The sequence below is a fragment of the Staphylococcus sp. GDY8P57P genome, assembly GCF_017892585.1.
Classification (GTDB): domain Bacteria; phylum Bacillota; class Bacilli; order Staphylococcales; family Staphylococcaceae; genus Staphylococcus; species Staphylococcus borealis.
In genome coordinates, this window is the sequence record NZ_JAESLK010000038.1 from 32,936 (window position 1) to 52,084 (window position 19,149).

Below are 19,149 nucleotides of genomic sequence, written 5' to 3' on the forward strand. Positions count from 1 at the left end.
AAAGCTTGATTTAAGCGCCTTCTCAGTTCAGTCAGCTACTGCGAATTTGCAAAATAACTTCATTATATTATTTTTGTCGCGGACTCATTTGTATATGTGATGGATAATTTGAGTTTACGACACCTACAATGATTTACTTTCAGTATTTTTATATTTATATACTAAACTTTTAGGTAGGTGACAGTAATCGTCAGGGTAACGTTCTAATCGATTTTGATGCATTTCAGCACTTTTAACGTAATTAGTGAGCGGTAAGACTTCGGTCGCTATAAGATGATGATCTTCTATAGCATCAATAAAGGCTTGTGCTTCTTTAAGGTGTTTAGGATCTTCACTATATAAACCAGTTCTATATTTTAAACCAATATCTTGACCTTGTTGATGAACGCTGTAAGGATCTATGATTTCGAATAGATAACCCATTAAGTCAGTAACTGATACTTTGTCAGAATCAAATTCTGTTTTAACAGCTTCTACGTAACCATCGTATTCTCCGTCTAAAGTATTCGTAATGCCGTTTGCTCTTCCACTAGTCGTATTGATAACGCCAGGAAGTGTGCGAATATATGCCTCTACGCCGTATAAACAACCTCCAGCTAAATAAACGGTTTCCATAAGTTCCACTCCTTTAATTGATAATTCTTCTCATTTAAAATGATAACGAATTAGATTTGTTTATTCAAATCAGAAGGGGTATGATTGCGTCAAAAGCATGTTGATATTTTAGGGAAATATAGTAAATAAATGGGGGATTACAATGTTTCAGCTAGTCGTTACTGATATGGATGGGACGTTTTTAAATTCAGAGAGTACTTTCAATCGTGAGAAGTTTCAAAGTTTACTATCGGAATTAAAGAATAAGGGTATTCGCTTTGCTTTTTGCACGGGAAAGCAAAATGAACGCGTGGATGCGATTGTGGGAGATTTGACGCAAGATGTGTTTATCATTGGGGATAGCGCATCTCGAATTAAAATCAATGACATGAACATTTATGCGAAGCCATTTAGTAATCAACTTGGCCTACAGTTAATCAAGCGCATTAAGCACATTGATGAGCATTTAGTAATGATTGTTTGTACTGAAGGTATGGCTTATGCGGAAAATCATATTTCCGAAAAAGAGAGACACATGGTTCTAGGTTCATATGAGAAAGTAACTTTTGTGGAAGACTTAAATACGATAGATCAAGATATGCTGAAAATTACGATTTTTGACATACAAGGTCAGTGCTTTGAACATGTTAAAGGTTTAAACAAATATGAGAATGATCTCTATATCGTTGCTGCAGAGGAGAATTGGATAGACATTACACACAAAGATGTCGATAAAGGAAAAACGATTCGCTTTCTACAACAATTATTAAATATCAGTAGCGAAGAAACCATTGTATTTGGCGATGGCCTAAACGATATCCCCTTATTTGAAAATGCACGATATAAAGTTGCAATGGACAATGCTTATCCAGAACTAAAACGTAATGCTAATTTGATTGCTATTAATAATGATAGAGACGGCGTGATAGAAACGCTGAATACATTGCTTGGAAGTGATGAAAAGTAATTATTAATGCGATGATATAATATTTATAAAATGAATTGGAGGATTTATAGTGATTGAAACAATCGATAAAACTTGGGTTGATTTTTACCATGAACTAGCCGAAAAGTTAGTTTATTATCAAGATAAGCGTAATGAATTAATTGAGATAATTAACAATGTCTATAAAACAACAGGTATAAACTTACCTACTTTAGAAAGTGATAATATATTAATTGATATTGATCCTTTTACTATATTTGCTTTATTTAATAAGGCTTCGATGAGGGATGTTAATAAAACGAAAATACTTACAGAATTTGCTTCATATTTTGATATTAAATCTAAAGTGCCTACAAGTTTTGATAGCATTCCCACAGTTAATAATTTGAACGCAACATATTATAATTTCAAAGGATATCGTAATGATAAAGACATTGATACTTTATGGGAGTTATTTATAGCTGCTTTAAATTACGCAAAAAATCGTTCCGAAGATAATCAAAGAAAATTTATTATATATTTTAATGAGATAATCAATCAACCGGGTATTGGAAATAGTAAGTTAACAAGTGGTTTATATTGGATTAATCCAGATACATATGCAAACTTTGATTCACGTTCTATTTGGTATATTTTTGATACATATAAACTACCTAAAGAATTAATTAAAGCGCAACTAAAACCTAAAGGAAAATTAACAGGAGAACATTATATAGACTTAATAGACATGTTAAAAGTAATCTTAAATAGTGGTGAAACAAATATAGATAATTTTGTAGATTTAAGTCATGAAGCTTGGCGCTATTCTGAAGAAGTAAATAAAGGTAAGATAAAAAAAATTCAATCTGTTATAAAAGAAAAAGAAGATACTAAATATGGAAAGCTATCTAAAGATACTAAACAAGAAGTGGATGACGTAATTTATGGCAAACAAGAGTTCTTGAATGAAGTTTTTATTAATGAATCAAACTATGATAGATTAGTACAACTTCTTCAAAGAAAGAAAAACGTAATACTTCAAGGGCCTCCAGGTGTTGGGAAGACATTTGCAGCGAAGCGTCTTGCGTATTCAATTATAGGTAGTAAGAAAGAAGAACGTATTAAACTTGTTCAATTTCACCAGAGCTATTCGTATGAAGATTTTATTATGGGATATAGACCCAATGGTGCAGGGTTCGAACTGACTACTGGCGCTTTCTATGACTTTTGTAAGAAGGCGGAAAGTGATCGTGAGAATGCTTACTTCTTTATTATCGATGAAATTAACCGTGGTAATTTAAGTAAAATTTTCGGTGAATTATTTATGTTGATTGAAAATGATAAAAGAGACGAAGAAATGAGATTGCTTTACAAAGATGAGCCATTTTCAGTGCCAAGCAATATTTATATTATAGGAATGATGAATACAGCAGATCGAAGTTTGGCTATCTTAGATTATGCACTACGTAGACGTTTTGCTTTTTATAATATGCAACCAGCTTTTAATACAATTAAATTTAAGAATTATCTTAAAGCAATGAATAATATCGAATTTGAATTGCTTATCCAGTGTATTGAAGATTTAAATAATGAAATTACTCAAGATGATATGCTAGGTAAAGGGTTCGTAATAGGTCACAGTTATTTTAGTAATATGAATTCTGTAACTAAGTTGGAACTGTCTAATATCGTAGAATATGAAATTATACCATTATTAGATGAATATTGGTTTGATGAACCTTCGAAAGTTGATTTTTGGTCTGAAAAATTAAGGAATGCAATAAAATAATGATTAATATTAAAAATGTTTATTATATGCTTTCTTATGCGTTCACTATACTAAACAAAAAGGGTTACCAAAAATTAGCTACAGAGCAGTTTGAAAATATACTAGATTTATATTCAGCAATACTTATTAAGGGAGTATCAAGTCAATTAAAGAGTGGACTCCACCATGAATACGTTGAGCATGATGATACTTTGAAAGTTATCAGAGGGAAAGTAAATGTCACAAATTCAATTCGTAACTTAGACATTTTAAATCAACGTATTAATTGTACTTATGATGAATTTTCAATGAATACATATATGAACAAGATTTTAAAGACAACTATGCAAATATTAATAAAGACTGATATTTCTAAGAAACATAAGAAAGAGATACGCAATTTATTAATTCATTTTAGTGGTGTTGATATATTAAACCCTAGTATGATTCAATGGCAACTTCCATTCAATCGTAATAATCATACTTATAAAATGTTAATTTCTATAAGCTATTTAATTCATCAAGGTGTAATTCAGTCAGAAAGTGAAGGTAATAAGCAACTGATGACTTTCGAAGATGAACAACAAATGGCTCGTTTATATGAAAAATTTATACTTGAATATTATAAAAAAGAGTTTCCTCAGCTGACTGTTACAGCTTCACATATACCGTGGGCATTAGATCATAATGAGAATTTGAATTTACTACCTATTATGAAAAGTGATATTATGATTAGCTATAAAAACAAATGTCTAATCATTGATGCAAAGTATTATAAGAATCAGTTGAGCAACTACTATGATACACGAAAGATACATTCAGCGAATTTATATCAAATATTTACATATGTGAAAAATCAAGAATTATATTTAAAAGATGAAGGTACAAAAGTTTCGGGCATGTTGTTGTATGCTGGAACAGATGAGGGATATATTTTAAATAATTCATTTTGTATGAGTGGCAATAATATACATGTGAGAACCCTAGATTTAAATAGTGATTTTGCTAATATCTCACGTCAGTTGAATGAAATTGTTAAAGAGATATTGATTAAAAAATAAATAAGACGATGAAATGCTAGTGGTAGGAGTTAGTGTATATCCAATTTCTATCTAGTAGACAATTGAATATTTAATAGTATTGAACAAATTTAAAAAATTAGAAAGCGAATGTGCGCGTAGTAGCACATTCGCTTTTTTAACGATTATTATTCTACATCTTCGCCATCATTATCAATACCCTCATGAGCTGCTGATATACCTGGTCCACCGACGTCGACTTGGATTATATCCAATTCCTTATGCAACTCGCTTGATTAGAGTGACAGATAGAATTGCAATAATTAATATGCTAATAATTTTTTTTGCATATAATACCCCGTATTTTGAAATTAATAAGTTGATTTCACCTTTAAATTAAATCTTTGGATACTGTAATTAAATATTATTTCAATATAGCAACGCCTATTAATTATATATTATAAATCCTTAAAAATTCTTTAAAATTAAATAGTATTTTAACGAAAAATAAATTAAAATATTTGTATTAATAATAATTAAAAATAAGGAGTACAACTAAATGGAATGTTTAGCTTGTGGTGGTAATGTTAATCGTGATGATAAATTCTGCCAGCATTGTGGTCATGATTTAATGACTGATAATTTGAAAGCCATGGATCAAGAGGGCATCTCAACGCCTTTAACGTGTCCTACTTGTCATCAAATGGTAGATGAGAGTGACAAGTTCTGTACTAATTGTGGCTATGATTTAACAAATACAGATAATCATACAATGCAAGGGGCTTATATTCATAACAATCAACAAGTCGAAATGACAGAAAATATGAATTTAGCATATGAGGCAAAGAATTTATTTAATAATACAACGAAATCAATTGGTAGAATCGCTGGTAATGAAGAAGTGTTGCGTTTAAATTTAAAAGATATGTTTTCAGAAGTATTCAAATCTCATGCTAAGCATGAATCTGATGACATTTTTATTGCTGGTACGAGAAATACGACACCACACATTAAAGATGTATCACAAGAATGGGCTAAGCCATGGGTCTTTTCACGTGTGTTTTTAGCTTTAGGTATCACTTTTATGATCTTATTAATTTTAGTTAATACATTTGCGAATACGAATGCGTTACCTGGATTGATTTTTATAGGTGCACTCATTGTTCCTATTTCAGGTCTGATATTTTTCTATGAATCTAATGCGTTTCAGAATATTAGTTTCTTTGAAGTGCTGAAAATGTTTTTCATAGGTGGCGTGTTCTCGCTACTAAGTACGATCATTTTATATCATTTTGTCTCTTTTAGTGATGAATTAGAAACTTATGGGATCATGACGATTACTGACGCGTTCTTAATAGGATTAGTTGAAGAACTTGGTAAAGCCATTATAGTTATCTTATTTATTAACTATCTTAAAACAAACAAGATACTAAATGGTCTATTGATTGGTGCTTCTATAGGCGCAGGTTTTGCTGTATTTGAAACAGCAGGATATATCTTGAATTATGGGATTTTGAGTACTGGTACACCAGATTTAACTGAAATTATGGATATTACTATTTTAAGAGGTTGGTCAGCAATTGGTGGACATTTAGTATGGGCGGCTATCATTGGTGCGGCAGCAGTTATTGTTAAAGATGCGCGTCATTTTACCTGGGCTAATATTTTAGATAAACGTTTTCTATTTTTCTTTTTTGTATCTGTAATTCTCCATTGTATTTGGGATACTGATATAACAGTTTTAGGTAGTAGTAATTTGAAAATGATTTTCCTAATCATTATTGCATGGATTTTTGTGTTCATATTAATGAAATCTGGGCTTAATCAAGTAAACCAAATTCAAAATGATTATCTAGAAATGGAAGGAAGATAGTGCTAAATGAGATACTGTACAAATTGTGGACACAAAATCAATGACAATCAATCATTTTGTAATAACTGTGGGACTAAGCTACATGATGCTCAAAGCAATCAACAAAGTGATCAACCGAACAACCAACATGACAATCAATCAAGTCATCAACAAAATAATCAACATAGCCATCAACCAAATAACCAATACAGTCATCACAATAGAATTGCCAGAAATAGAGAAGTAAATGATCAATACGCATATCATTATCAAGATAATAGCCAACGTAAGCGTTCTGGGTTTGGAAGCGTGTTATTAGCCATACTTGCAGTCGTTATTTTAGGTTTACTCGTATATGGGCTTTATTTTGCTTATCATCAATTTACAGGTCATAACAGTTCTAATGATACAACACAAAGTCAAAGTTCAAATACGTCAGATGATAATGCTCACGGCGCTCAAATTGATATTTTTAGTGATACATTTGACCAAGCCTATACGAAAGCACCTTCTAAAGACGGCTATGCAGAAATATACAACGGTATGAGTCGCTCAGGTGTTGAAACGAAATACGGACAATCGAATGGCACAGTCTATTTACAAGGTAGTACATATGAAAAGTATGGAGATATAGCTGTTTTATATGATGAACACGATGATGTGAGCCAAGTCATTATCACACCAAGTAATATAACGGAAGACGACTACATTGAACATTACGGTGAACCTGACGATAGAGAAGGCAATACGCTCATTTATGATACTTACAAAGATAATGATTTTAGTGTCTTAGTAACAATTAAAGATGGCATGGTATTAGCTATAGAGAATGTCGATCAATTACCAAGTAATAATTCAGATGACAGCGATAGTGATGAAGTATCAAGTACAAGTGAAGCAAGAACCATTGCGAATGATGTGTTAGATGGTAGTGATTGGATACACTCAGTCGATGAAGGTGAATTCAGTTATAGAGTTAATTATGGTAAAGAAAATGAAGATAAAGCCCATCGTGCAATCATCGTAGAAAAAAGTGATGGCAGCACCTCTGAATGGCATGGCGAAGAATGGGATTATTAGGACAATATAAAAATTAAGGGGATAGGTAGATGAAAGAAAATATTCAAAAACGATTAGTCAAAACGACAATTAAGACAATCATTGCTTGCCAAGGCATGATTGCGGTAGGCATACTTACACATACTCTAGGTGATAATCAGCAGAAAGCTTTTGCGGCTGAGCGTAAAATAAACAATCAACAAGCGACGCCAACAGAAACCGTTCAACAAAATCAATTGAATGGTAAGGTTCAAAATAACGTTAATAAGACTACTGGCAGTCTAAATAATGTTAAAAATAAGCAACAAGCATATACCAATGTAAACACTGCACAACAAACGCAAAATAAATCATTCACTCAGTCAGACGCAGCGACTTTGAAACAATCAATCATTCCTAAAAGTGACGCACCACAAACTAACACGTCAAATATTCAAAGAAGTACGAGTCATACACAATCAACAAAGGTATCAATTGCACCCACTAAGGAAATAAATGACCAAAAAGCAGTTAGGCAAGAACAAACACATAGCACATCAAATAGTACTAAACATGTAAACACATCAGTTAAATATAGTAGTCATTCGAACAAAACACTTCACAACACTAGTGCACCAAAAGCGACGACACCACAAATTAAAGTGAATAGAAAATATACAGTTTCATCTAATGCTACAAGTGATCAAGAAAAAGAAATTAGAAGAATTAAAAAATATAATGATGAACGAATGAGTTACATAGAGGGAAATAGCACTTACAAATATGATGATGACGATACTACGTATCAAGGTATATTAGGAATTGAAACAGATAAAGTAACGTATAAACCAGGCGAAACAGTAAGAATATATACGGAACATAATAAAGATTTTGTTAAACCAATCTACAATGAAGCTAAACTTTTTTCTCATCGATTAGGTGGTTGGAATGGAATGGATCCGCCTTATTATTTTGATAGAACAGCTTACATAGGACGTACAACTCGATTCTACAAGAAACCCAATGGCAACTGGGAATCATTAATCGAAATTAAATTACCAGATAAAATGGTGGATGAGGCATTTGATTTAGATATCAATTGTTGGAATGATAATTATGCTAGTAACTCTAAAAGTAACTTCAATAATATTGTAATTAAAGTAATCAATGATAGTACAGCAGATCCATTAGGTGGTTATGATGGTTCAGCATTTGATGCTTCATCAACACGTAAAGCAGACTATGATAATCCGAAAGTGGTGAACATTAACTTAGATAAGAAAGTGTATAATCCTAATGACATTGTGACGCTTACGGCTGAGATTGAAGAGGCAAGTGATTTGATGTTTGCAAGTGCGGATATGTCTACAGTTGAACTATATGGTTACAAAAGAGGAACTCACCAATATATTCCAATGCAGTTTACACATTCTACAAGAACATTGACGCTACTGGACAATGGTAACTGGCAAGTTAAATTCCAGTTTAAACTTCCGGATTATATTAAGACAGGTGTTGTGAACATAGATCAAATATTAGCTGCTGATAAATATGGTAATGAAATGAGATATAATCCTGTGTTCGCTAACAACGAACTAAATGGTCAATTTAAAGTTGAAAGAACAGAGAATGTACAATCATTTTCAGCAGATCCTGTTGCAGACTTTTCAACGGAAATAAGAGGCAAAGCCACTTCAGGAATGACGATGTATGCTTATGTGAATGGTAAAAAGATAGGGCAAGCGCCAGTAGTAGATGGCAAATATTTTATGAAAATACCTAAACAATTGGCGAATAGCAAAATTCAACTTTACACAGTTAATAAATATAAAAATAAAAGTAAAATCATAACAATAACAGTGTTAGATAAGACAGCACCTAAAAAGCCAACAGTCAGCAAGATAGCGCCAAGAACGATTTCTGGCAAAGGAGAAAAAGGGTCAATCATTTATATTTATAAAGGCTCTACCAAATTGGGGAGCGCGACAGTTAATGCTAAGGGAACATATACGATTAATATAAGACCACAGAAAAAAGGAACAACACTCGTTATGTATGCTAAAGATAAAGCGAATAATAAGAGTGCTTCTTTAAAGTTAAAAGTAAAATAAATTAAAAATGAAACAATGATGCATTGTGAACTTCACGAAATCATATTACGATTGTAATAACAAAACTTTCAAAAGGGGCGCTATCTTTGGAAGAAATTAATTTGTTAGAAGATAAAAAATTGGCGAATAAGCTAGCTATATATTCTTATATTAGCTTTGTCGTTTTTGGTATCATTTTTTATATTATTATGAAGTTTTCGAATGCACCTAAATTTTTTGATTCTGTATTAGTTAACGCATTATTCGTGATTATTCTTATTGTACTAATGTTTGTTATTCATGAGTGTATTCACGGCGTATGTTTCAAACTATTTTCACCTAAGAATAAAGTCTACTTTGGGGCAGCTAGCGGTATGATTTATTGTGCGATACCAGGTGGGACGTTTACACCGCTCACATTTTTAATTAGTAGTATTGCACCGTTTGTCATTATTACAACGCTATTTATAGTGACGTTATTTTTAGGGTGGTTTCCACGGGGGCTCTTTTTCTTCTTTGCCACATTTCATGCAGGATGTTGCGCTGGTGATTTCTATTGGGTTTGGAAAATGATTAAAGCTCCGAAAGACGCAACCATTGAAACAACGGATAAAGGCATTATTATCCATTCATAATTAAGATATGATTAATAAATTTTTTAAAAGCATCCAACATTAAATGACCTGTTGGGTGCTTTTAGTTTTATAATACCAACGCTATATCATCTAACTGCTTGCCAATGACTACCAAATATAAAGGGACGTCTGATTTAAATTGAACGGGTGTTAATTCCATTTCTCCTTCAGCATACTGAACTAGATGTATCAATTCATGATCTGTAAAACGAACAAATCCTTTCACACGGTAAACTTGTTGTGGGAGTTGGGTTAATCTTTCAATTAACGCTGCTTTCGTTTGTGAGAGAGGTGGTTCTATTAACTGATGATTGATTGCGTGATGTAGTGAACCACTTTGTTTAACATCTAAATGTTTCACGTTTAACAATGTATTTAAAGATAATTCTCCCCATTGTCCTACTTGTATATTTGCCTCTCCATTAATAACCTCCAGGTGTCTTAATAGACGAGCAATCTGTTCGACATCAGCGATATCAATCTTATTCACAAATAATGTAGAACAATGACTTAACTGTTCATAGAATAACGCTTGAATATCTCTAGGGTATGTTTCCAATTGCGCATATAGATTCGCATCAATAATACCAAGCATGCTTCTTATTGTAGTGATTGGTGCTAAGACAGGTGTCAAACAGGCATCGACAACAGCCAATGGTTCTGCCACACCACTGCATTCAATGAATACTAGATCTGGTTGATGTGCTAAATATAATTCGTGTAGTTGTTGAGATACGTCGGACTTCATAGCGCAGCAAATGCAGCCTTCCACAATTTCGCTTATAGGGATAGCGGGATGGATGAGTTGACTATCGACGCTCATTTTTCCGAATTCATTTATAATTAATGCGGTTTTTAAGTTATGATCCAAGGCGTCTGTAATCAGATGATTTAATGTCGTTGTCTTGCCACTGCCTAAGAAACCCCCAACAATAATAATCTCCATAATAAACTCCTAACTATGAATGAGACGAGTGATGTCATTCATGATTTTAAATAACGATTATGATACAGGAAATAGATTCAAGTTTTTAAATCGTAATGATTACTATTTAAAAAGTATATCGAAACATATAATCATTTTCAAAATAAAATGTATAGATAAAGATAGATTAAATCTATTTCTATTGTCAGAGTTTTAAGATTTTAAAAATTAGCATTGACAATTACACTATTTAATGTGAATAATAAAACGTAACGATTTTGATTTAGGAGATGTGTACATGTTTAAGAAGAGTATTATTTTATTATTCGTGGCTGTTTTAACGTTATCACTTGCAGCATGTGGCAAAGGCGATAGTGAAAAGTCATCTGATCATAAAGGTAAATTAGAAGTTAAGACGACAGTTTATCCATTAAAATCATTTGCACAACAAATCGGTGGTAAATATGTTGATGTTGAATCAGTTTATCCAAACGGAGTAGACCCACATACATATGACCCAAGTCAAAAACAAATGGTTGATATCGGCAAATCAGATTTATTCGTATACACAGGTGACAATTTAGATCCTGTAGCTAAGAAAATTGCCAAAGCAATTAATGACAAAGATAAAACATTATCTTTAGAAGCAGCATTAGACAAAAATAGTGACTTATTAAAAGGTGAAGAACATGAACATGAGCATGAACATGGTGAAGAACATGACCATGATCATGGCGAAGAGCACGAACATCATCACCATGGTAAATATGACCCACATATTTGGTTAGATCCTGTCATTAGCCAAAAATTTGCTAAAGAAATTAAAGATGAATTAGTTAAGAAAGATAGTGAACATAAAGATTACTATGAAGATAACTATAAAAAATTAGTTAAAGACTTAAAAGGCATCGATAAAGATATGAAACAAGCAGTTAAAGGTAATGAAGGTAAAACAGTTTATATCTCACATGATTCTATCGGTTACTTAGCAGATAGATACAATTTCAAACAAGAAGGTATTCAAAATATGAATGCTGAAGAACCTAGCCAAAAAGATTTAACAAACATTGTTAAACAAATTAAAGAAGATAAAGTCAAATATATCTTAGCTGAAGAAAATGTATCGAACAAAGTTGCAGAGACAGTGAGAAAAGAAACAGATGCAAAAACAATCAAATTCTACAATATGGGCTCACATACGAAACAACAAGATGACGACAAAAATACGTATCAATCATTTATGAAAGAGAACGTTAAAGCAATTGAAAAAGCCCTTAAAAATGAATAATATGATTTAAAAAATAAGGTGACAGACCTTCGTGTATAGATCTCATGACAAGCGTCATGAGGTCTTTTTAAATAAATTAGAAAACTTCTTTTGACAGAAGAAAATATCTCTGATACTTTAAAGTAGAACGACTATTCTATTTTTAAATGAGTGATAATGATGTCGAAGAAGAAAAAAGATTTATTAGAAGTTGCCGAGCGACTGTTTTATGAATATGGATTCAATGGTGTAGGTTTAAAGCAAATTATACAGGAAGCCAACGTGGCAACGATGACTTTATATAATCATTTCGAATCAAAAGAGCATCTTGTTGAAGAAGTATTAAAACAGCGTGAAGAACGCTATTGGCAGTATTTAGATAGTTATGTAAGTAATCATCCAGAGCAACCCTTTATTAGTGCGGTCAAAGCACATTGTAAATGGTTGAAAGATTACTCGTATATGGGTGATTTATTTCTACGTGCGATAGAAGATTATGCAGATACAGATAATAACATTGAAGAAATCGCAAGAGGACATAAAAAGCGATTATTAGAATATTTAGAACAACTAGCGATCAGTAGTGGATTGAAGAATGCGCATGATCTTGCGAGTCGATATACGTTGCTTATGGAAGGAGCGACGTCAATGACGACACTTATCGGTGTTGAAGAAGCATCTAGTCATGCCTTATATATCGCACAGTTATTTATAGAGGAAGCTGTCGCAGAGTAAATCTGCAACAATACATCGAGTGTGGGACAAAAGTATTATTTTTTCTAAAATTTATTTCGATATCCCGCTCCTAGCTTGTAGAATTTCTTGATGAAATTTTCTTTGCTTGGGCCCTGCCGGCAAGGTTGACCAAATTAAAAGAAGCTTGTTACAAGCGCATTTTTAATTACGTCAACTACTGTCAACATATATTTGGAGCTTGAGATATCGATTTTTGTCCCAGACTCGTCTTTTAAACGATAAAAGTATAATGAACGTTCTATATAAAAGGGAGGTTGAACAATGAAGTTTTCTAAAATTGTCTTACCAGGTATCGCGATGATTGCAACAAGCTATGGACTTGGGCGCTTTAGTTTTGGTTTATTTTTACCGAGTATTTCAAATGATTTAAACTTAAACGCGACACAAGCGGGGCTCATCTCATCGCTGTTTTATTTAGCATATTGCTTCACAATTATTTATGCTACTTTAAAAACAGACCGCGTTGGACCGAAACTTATGATTTTATTTGCAGGGTTATCGGTCTTAATAGGTCTCATGTTAATTAGTGTGTCTCATGCGGCATTGTTACTTGCAATCGCAGTTATATTCGCCGGGGGAAGTACAGGTTTAGTTTCACCACCATATGGCTACGCGATTTCACTATGGGTCAAATGGCATGAGCAAGGTAAAGCAAATACGTGGATTAATTCAGGGACAAGTTTAGGTCTCATGTTTACTGGTGTAACTGCGATGCTCCCGTTTTTAAATTGGAGAATGACCTATTTAATATATAGTGTTATTGCGATTATTGTCATTATTTGGAACTATTATGCGATTCCATCATTAAACAAAGAATTGAAGATCGAAACAGGGTCTTTCAACATTAGAGACGTCAGTACGAGTAAAAAGATTATTGTTGCCTCAACAGTATTGGGATTTTCAACAGCGCCATTTTGGACATTTTCTAAGTCCTTCGTAGAGAGTATTGGTACATATTCCAATGTTAGTCTCTCTGTGTTTTGGATTTTAATTGGTGTCTTCGGTATGGTAGGTGGCATGTCTGGTGCTATGATTGATCGTTATGGTTTACGTTCTGCTTACATGATTGGTGTCATCTTTCTATCTCTTGCCTCCATTGTATTAGCATTCACATATCATTTATGGATGATTCCATTTATCGCTTCATCTTTATTTGGAGCAAGTTATATATTTATAACAGGTGTGCTATTAGTTTGGGGCGTTAAAGTCTTCTTGAAAAATGCCTCCCTAGGCATCGGCATTCCGTTCTTAATGTTAGCAGTAGGACAAGTATTAGGTTCTGTAGTGGCTGGTTCTTTAATAGATCAATTTAACTATACTATGACATTTCTTATTTATGGTTTGATTGGTATGATTCCGTTATTTATTTATCCAAAAGTCAATGTAAAACCTATGAAAGTAGATGAATCTGAGGACTATACGAAAGTACAACTTAAAAATAAAGATGTGCTGAATATTGAAGACTAAGCGGTAAGTCTTACCTCCCTTTAGTAAGAAGAACATAGAAATGGCTATACATCCATGTTATGGTGTTAATGTATTCGAAGCGTGTCGTGTCCCGCTCCTTATATTGTTTATAAATAGGAATAAATTGTTGTTCATTCAAAAGAAAACAATTCTATTTATATAAATTTAATATTTATTAAAAATTAAAACACTTTAATTATTAATATTGTGGTGCGAGTCAAATAAGTTATATAATAAGTTAAAATAAAAGTTAATTAATTTGATACTTGAAGAAAGCAGGGACGAGTATAGTGAACAAAGGGGTAGCATTAAAGAAATATTCACACATATTAATTGTCATCCTAATGACAGTGGTATTATCTTTTCTGTTTCAATTAAATGATGCATATGCATCTACTAAAAGTAAGGATTTAAGTGTTCAACCAACATCTCAACAGCACAACCCAGTCAAAGGGGCTAAAGGTAACGTTGCAACGACTCAAGCTAAAGTGCAAACACAGCCTAAGGTAATTAATCGCAATCAAGTGACTAAAGTACCTTCTAAACAATCACATGTGGTAATGCATCGTACGACAGCACAAATTTCATCGCAAAACGTTTCAAAACAAAATCAACCAACTAAGGTTAACAAAAAAGTTGTCTCAACAAATACAAAACCACAAAATGCATCAAAAGTAACGCGTACACAATCTGCGAAGCCACAGTTATTAGCACAAACTACCAAAACGAAAAGTAAACCAATTACGAATGTGGCAGTTGTAAGTAAGACTAAAACTGCGAAACCAAGTGCGCAAACAACAGTCAAAGCGTCTAAAAAAGCATCATCAACGGCGAAAAAGAATTACTATAATCAAGCGCCTAAGCGTTGGCCATCTAATGTGCCTGGTGGTGATAATGTACGCGACTTCGGCCAAACGACGAAAGAATCCGGTATTGACGACGCTTTAAAAATAATGAAGAAATCGGGCAACAAAGGCGTAACCATTGAGCACGCTAAAGCGAAAGATGCCAATATCGCAACGGTATATAACTGGAACCCAACCGCAAAACAATTAACATATGGCACTGGTACAGCAATTGGAAAGCATACGATTCTAACTGCGAATCATGTTGTTAATGATCAAAGTGCGCATAAACCTTTAACACCGTCACAACCACAAAATATGCGTATCAACATATTACAAGAGGGATCTAAAATTGTGCGTACACTTGAAGTCTTTGGTGTTCAAATGCTGCAATATGGTGATGTTTCTCTAGTGTATACGTATGAAGATATTTCAAAGTATATGAAGATAAGAAAGGTTGCATCAGAAAATTCGATTAAATCTATGAAAGCAAACACACCTATTCACATGTACCACTATGGTAAGCCGACTGGTAAATATAAAAATGATCCTGCCGGCACAATGTATCATTCAAAAGGGAAATACACGATGACTGCACGTAATGTGAACCCGATTGGCTATTATCAAATGATGGCAGAACCAGGCTCTTCTGGTGGGGCAGTCTTGAATAGTAAGAATGAAGTGATTGGTATTCATGCTTTCCGATTAAACTCAGGTGATTATAAAAAATACAATTTAAATACGATGGCAGAAATCAGAGGCAAATTACGCAAAGAAATTATGGATAATATTGTGTAACAATCTGATTGCGACAATGAGCGGGATGACAGAAGTTAAAGCTAGTCAATATCCTGCTCTTTTTATAGTTACTTGAAGTTATGCGTCATAGCATAAAGGAGAGTTGTGGTTCAAACGAATATGACTGTTTTAGGGATGTTTTAATGAAAAAGTGTCGTCCATTACAAGGAAGGTAGACTGCGGTCACTAACAGGTAAGCCTAACCTCAACATTGGATTTTACTTAAATGCATCACTAAAATGACGTAGTATAGACACTGATTGTCATATGATCAATGCCTATACTACGTCGCATGTTAAATATTAAATTACTTTTTAGCCAAATACTTCACGGCTACCTCTTTGTAGATATCGATGTATTTAAGGTACATCTCTTTTTCAATATATTCATCGACTTGATGGGCCATAATTGTAATTCCTGGACCGACAATTGCAAGATCTACATTATTTGGATTATCACCTAGAAGACTAGATGCATCCGTAGTACCTATAAATGCTGCGACAAATACATCATCCTTATTCACATAATGTGGTGCAACGTCTGTAATCACTTTGATTAAGGTGTTGTCTTTATCACTTGTTACAGGACGATGGTCACTTACAACTTCAAATGACAATGCATCGCGATTTACTTCGTCAATCGTTTGCTGGAATAATGTTTTAACAAAGTCATTATTATACTCAGGTACAGGCCGTACATTGTATTCAATTGAGGCCTCTTCAGGTACAGAGTTGAATTGTTTACCACCTTTAATAACTGAACCGAGCATGGTAAAGCCAGATGCAAAATTTTCCGCTTCCTCACTTAATGTGCCTTTCATAAATTTATTTACCATAGGTGCGACATCCAACGCATGTTGCAGGTCATGTTGTTTAATATCCGCATACTTTGAATTTAACTGATTGATAAATTGTACAAGTGTGTTAATTGCGTTGTCTCCTAGAAATGGCATTGAACTGTGGGCAGCGACACCTGTGGCCGTCACTTTACATGCCATAGAACCTTTATGTGCATAGAAGACACCGTTATCTGTTGGTTCCCCGATGATTAAGCCATCAAGATCATCTAAATACCCTGCTTTCGCAAATAATTTGGCACCTGCCTGTTCTTTTTCCTCTCCAGTCGTCGCCAGCAAACGGATGGTTCCCTTTGGTAGCGCGTCAGACATTTTTAATTCAATCAGTGTAATCACCATTCCCATCAAGGCGCCTTTCATATCTGTTGTACCACGTCCATATAATTTGCCGTCTTGTTCAGTGAGTTCAAATGGTGGGTAAGTCCATTTCTCATGATTTCCGGCATCAACAACATCCATATGACCACTCATTGCTAATATCGGAGAACCACTACCGATTTCAGCGACTAAATTTGCTCTCGTCTCGCTCACTTTTAATATTTTAGATGGTATTTCGTAGCGTGCTAATACGTTTTGTAAATAACGACAAACGTCTATTTCGTGATCATTTTCTGACTGAATTTCAATAATATCTGCTAGTAACTCAATTTTATCTTCTTCTTTAAAAGTCCACATATGTATCCCAACCTTAAATTTAATATTAGTATTATGTATACATAAAGTGTAATTTATAAACATAATAATGAATATTCATCCTAATATATTTTATAAAATTGCATGTTAAATGATATAGTTATCAAAAAAGGGTTACATTCGTAATAGTTAATGTAATATACTATCGAAGTTGTGAACAAATGATGAATGTTACATATTTATTTTTATATGATTTAAAATAATGTGATTGATTTATTTGTTCGATACTTTAAAATCAAGATTAAAATTTGAAAAAGAGAAAGTTTTATGAGGGATAAGAATTATGGGTGAGAGAGAAATGATAACACCTAGAACATTTATATTTAATGTATTAAATGGTGTTGCTTTAGCAATTGTAGTAGGTATGATTCCAAACGCAATTTTAGGGGAGTTAAGCAAATACTTAGGTCAGTATAATGATATATTTACGAAAATCGCCTTTGTAACGCAAGGTATTCAATATTCAATTCCAATTTTGACAGGTATATTGATTGCGGCACAATTTGGCTTAACACAATTACAAACCGCCGTAACAGGGGCAGCTGCTTTTGTGGGGTCTGGTGCATCGACATTTGTAGATAACAAGTGGGTCATTGTTGGCATAGGTGATTTAATTAATACGATGATTACTGCTTCCATTGCGGTAGGCATTATTTTATTAATTGGCAATAAACTGGGTAGTTTAAATATGATTGTGTTGCCTATCGTTGGTGGTGCGGTGGCTGGATTACTTGGATTATTAATCTTGCCATATACTAAATTGATTACATTAGGATTAGGAGATGTTATCAATGGTTTAACGAATACACAACCTATTATCATGACGGTATTGATTGCAATGATATTCTCTATCTTAATCGTCTCTCCGATATCATCTATCGGTATAGGTTTGGCAATTGGAATCTCAGGATTAGCCGCTGGTTCGGCTGCAGTGGGTGTTTCAGCAAGTGCAATAATGCTTGCAGTTGGTAGCTGGCGTGTGAATAAACCAGGTGTTCCGATTACAGTATTACTTGGCGCAGTGAAATTAATGATGCCGACGCTGATTCGCCATCCAATGATGATGGTACCAATTATTTGTACAGCAGGTGTTTCAGGTTTTGTTGGTGGCTTGTTAAATATTAAAGGTACGCCAGATTCAGCAGGTTTCGGATTGATTGGTCTTGTAGGACCTATTAAATCATTAAATTTATTAGATATGGGTACAACGAGTGGCTTATTGATTATCGCCATTACGTACATCATTGTGCCGTTAATTTCGGCACTGTTTTTCCATTATTTATTTACAAAAGTATTAAAACTCTATGATCCTAATATCTTTAAATATAAAGTTTAAGCCAAATATTAAACATAAATTGTCAAAAAGATAACTCATGTAGGTAATTTAATATTTTGATACGTATTTGACTAACATTTAAGATAGGTATATGATGATTAAAAATTAATATTGAATTTAAGGACAAGAACTTTATGGTCAATTCACAGAGAGGGAATAAGTGCTGAGATATTCCTAAATTTAAAATAAAGTTTACTACCTTTATATACATTACATGGAAACATGTAACGTTTCATACGCGTTAAAGTATGACTAAAGTGCCATCTCTTGAATGAGATGGAATGT

General features: G+C 33.3%; 15 protein-coding genes. 12 read left to right on the forward strand and 3 right to left on the reverse strand.

The annotated features are described in order from the left end of the window. Positions 1 to 123: 123 nt before the first annotated feature. Positions 124 to 615 (reverse strand): peptide-methionine (S)-S-oxide reductase, encoded by a 492-nt coding sequence (locus KA878_RS11505; protein ID WP_193839893.1) that lies wholly within the window; start codon positions 613 to 615, stop codon positions 124 to 126. A gap of 142 nt (positions 616 to 757) precedes the next feature. On the opposite strand from KA878_RS11505, the gene KA878_RS11510 reads away from it, so the two are divergent. The 7 genes from KA878_RS11510 (at position 758) to KA878_RS11540 (ending at position 9,921) form a co-directional block, all read left to right on the forward strand. After that, complete coding sequence (locus tag KA878_RS11510; RefSeq protein ID WP_193839894.1) at positions 758 to 1,561, forward strand: Cof-type HAD-IIB family hydrolase; 804 nt, start codon at positions 758 to 760, stop codon at positions 1,559 to 1,561. Between the two features lie 52 nt (positions 1,562 to 1,613). Continuing rightward, positions 1,614 to 3,308: an AAA family ATPase gene (locus tag KA878_RS11515; RefSeq protein WP_193839930.1), complete on the forward strand. Its 1,695-nt coding sequence runs from the start codon at positions 1,614 to 1,616 to the stop codon at positions 3,306 to 3,308. After that, positions 3,308 to 4,348 carry a 5-methylcytosine-specific restriction endonuclease system specificity protein McrC gene (mcrC, locus tag KA878_RS11520; protein ID WP_193839895.1) on the forward strand — a complete coding sequence of 347 codons (1,041 nt, stop codon included), beginning with the start codon at positions 3,308 to 3,310 and terminating at the stop codon, positions 4,346 to 4,348. The genes KA878_RS11515 and mcrC overlap by 1 nt, the downstream gene beginning before the upstream one ends. Before the next feature lie 517 nt (positions 4,349 to 4,865). After that, positions 4,866 to 6,179 carry a PrsW family glutamic-type intramembrane protease gene (locus tag KA878_RS11525; RefSeq protein WP_193839896.1) on the forward strand — a complete coding sequence of 438 codons (1,314 nt, stop codon included), beginning with the start codon at positions 4,866 to 4,868 and terminating at the stop codon, positions 6,177 to 6,179. A 6-nt stretch (positions 6,180 to 6,185) separates the two neighbouring features. Continuing rightward, positions 6,186 to 7,238: a zinc ribbon domain-containing protein gene (locus KA878_RS11530; protein WP_193839897.1), complete on the forward strand. Its 1,053-nt coding sequence runs from the start codon at positions 6,186 to 6,188 to the stop codon at positions 7,236 to 7,238. A gap of 29 nt (positions 7,239 to 7,267) precedes the next feature. Further along, positions 7,268 to 9,307, forward strand: coding sequence for an Ig-like domain-containing protein (locus KA878_RS11535; protein WP_193839898.1), 2,040 nt, complete (start codon positions 7,268 to 7,270; stop codon positions 9,305 to 9,307). A gap of 86 nt (positions 9,308 to 9,393) precedes the next feature. Further along, positions 9,394 to 9,921, forward strand: coding sequence for a DUF3267 domain-containing protein (locus KA878_RS11540; RefSeq protein WP_193839899.1), 528 nt, complete (start codon positions 9,394 to 9,396; stop codon positions 9,919 to 9,921). Between the two features lie 67 nt (positions 9,922 to 9,988). Here KA878_RS11540 and KA878_RS11545 read toward each other — a convergent pair whose 3' ends face one another. Beyond that, entirely contained in the window at positions 9,989 to 10,867 is an 879-nt protein-coding gene (locus tag KA878_RS11545; protein ID WP_193839900.1) for a CobW family GTP-binding protein, read from the reverse strand. A 277-nt stretch (positions 10,868 to 11,144) separates the two neighbouring features. Between KA878_RS11545 and KA878_RS11550 the strand changes: the two genes are divergently transcribed. The 4 genes from KA878_RS11550 to KA878_RS11565 all read left to right on the forward strand — a co-directional run bounded on the left by KA878_RS11550 (position 11,145) and on the right by KA878_RS11565 (position 15,979). Further along, entirely contained in the window at positions 11,145 to 12,134 is a 990-nt protein-coding gene (locus tag KA878_RS11550) for a metal ABC transporter solute-binding protein, Zn/Mn family (RefSeq protein ID WP_193839901.1), read from the forward strand. 159 nt (positions 12,135 to 12,293) lie between these two features. Then, a complete protein-coding gene (locus tag KA878_RS11555) occupies positions 12,294 to 12,848 on the forward strand; it encodes a TetR/AcrR family transcriptional regulator (RefSeq protein ID WP_193838676.1) in 555 nt (184 codons plus the stop codon). A gap of 282 nt (positions 12,849 to 13,130) precedes the next feature. Continuing rightward, a complete protein-coding gene (locus tag KA878_RS11560) occupies positions 13,131 to 14,336 on the forward strand; it encodes an MFS transporter (RefSeq protein ID WP_193838677.1) in 1,206 nt (401 codons plus the stop codon). A gap of 290 nt (positions 14,337 to 14,626) precedes the next feature. Then, positions 14,627 to 15,979, forward strand: coding sequence for a trypsin-like peptidase domain-containing protein (locus KA878_RS11565; RefSeq protein ID WP_398577050.1), 1,353 nt, complete (start codon positions 14,627 to 14,629; stop codon positions 15,977 to 15,979). Between the two features lie 307 nt (positions 15,980 to 16,286). On the opposite strand, the gene KA878_RS11570 is transcribed toward KA878_RS11565, so the two are convergent. Then, entirely contained in the window at positions 16,287 to 17,510 is a 1,224-nt protein-coding gene (locus KA878_RS11570; protein ID WP_193838678.1) for an ArgE/DapE family deacylase, read from the reverse strand. 301 nt (positions 17,511 to 17,811) lie between these two features. Between KA878_RS11570 and KA878_RS11575 the strand changes: the two genes are divergently transcribed. Next, positions 17,812 to 18,864 (forward strand): PTS sugar transporter subunit IIC, encoded by a 1,053-nt coding sequence (locus tag KA878_RS11575; RefSeq protein WP_053030192.1) that lies wholly within the window; start codon positions 17,812 to 17,814, stop codon positions 18,862 to 18,864. Positions 18,865 to 19,149 lie beyond the last annotated feature (285 nt).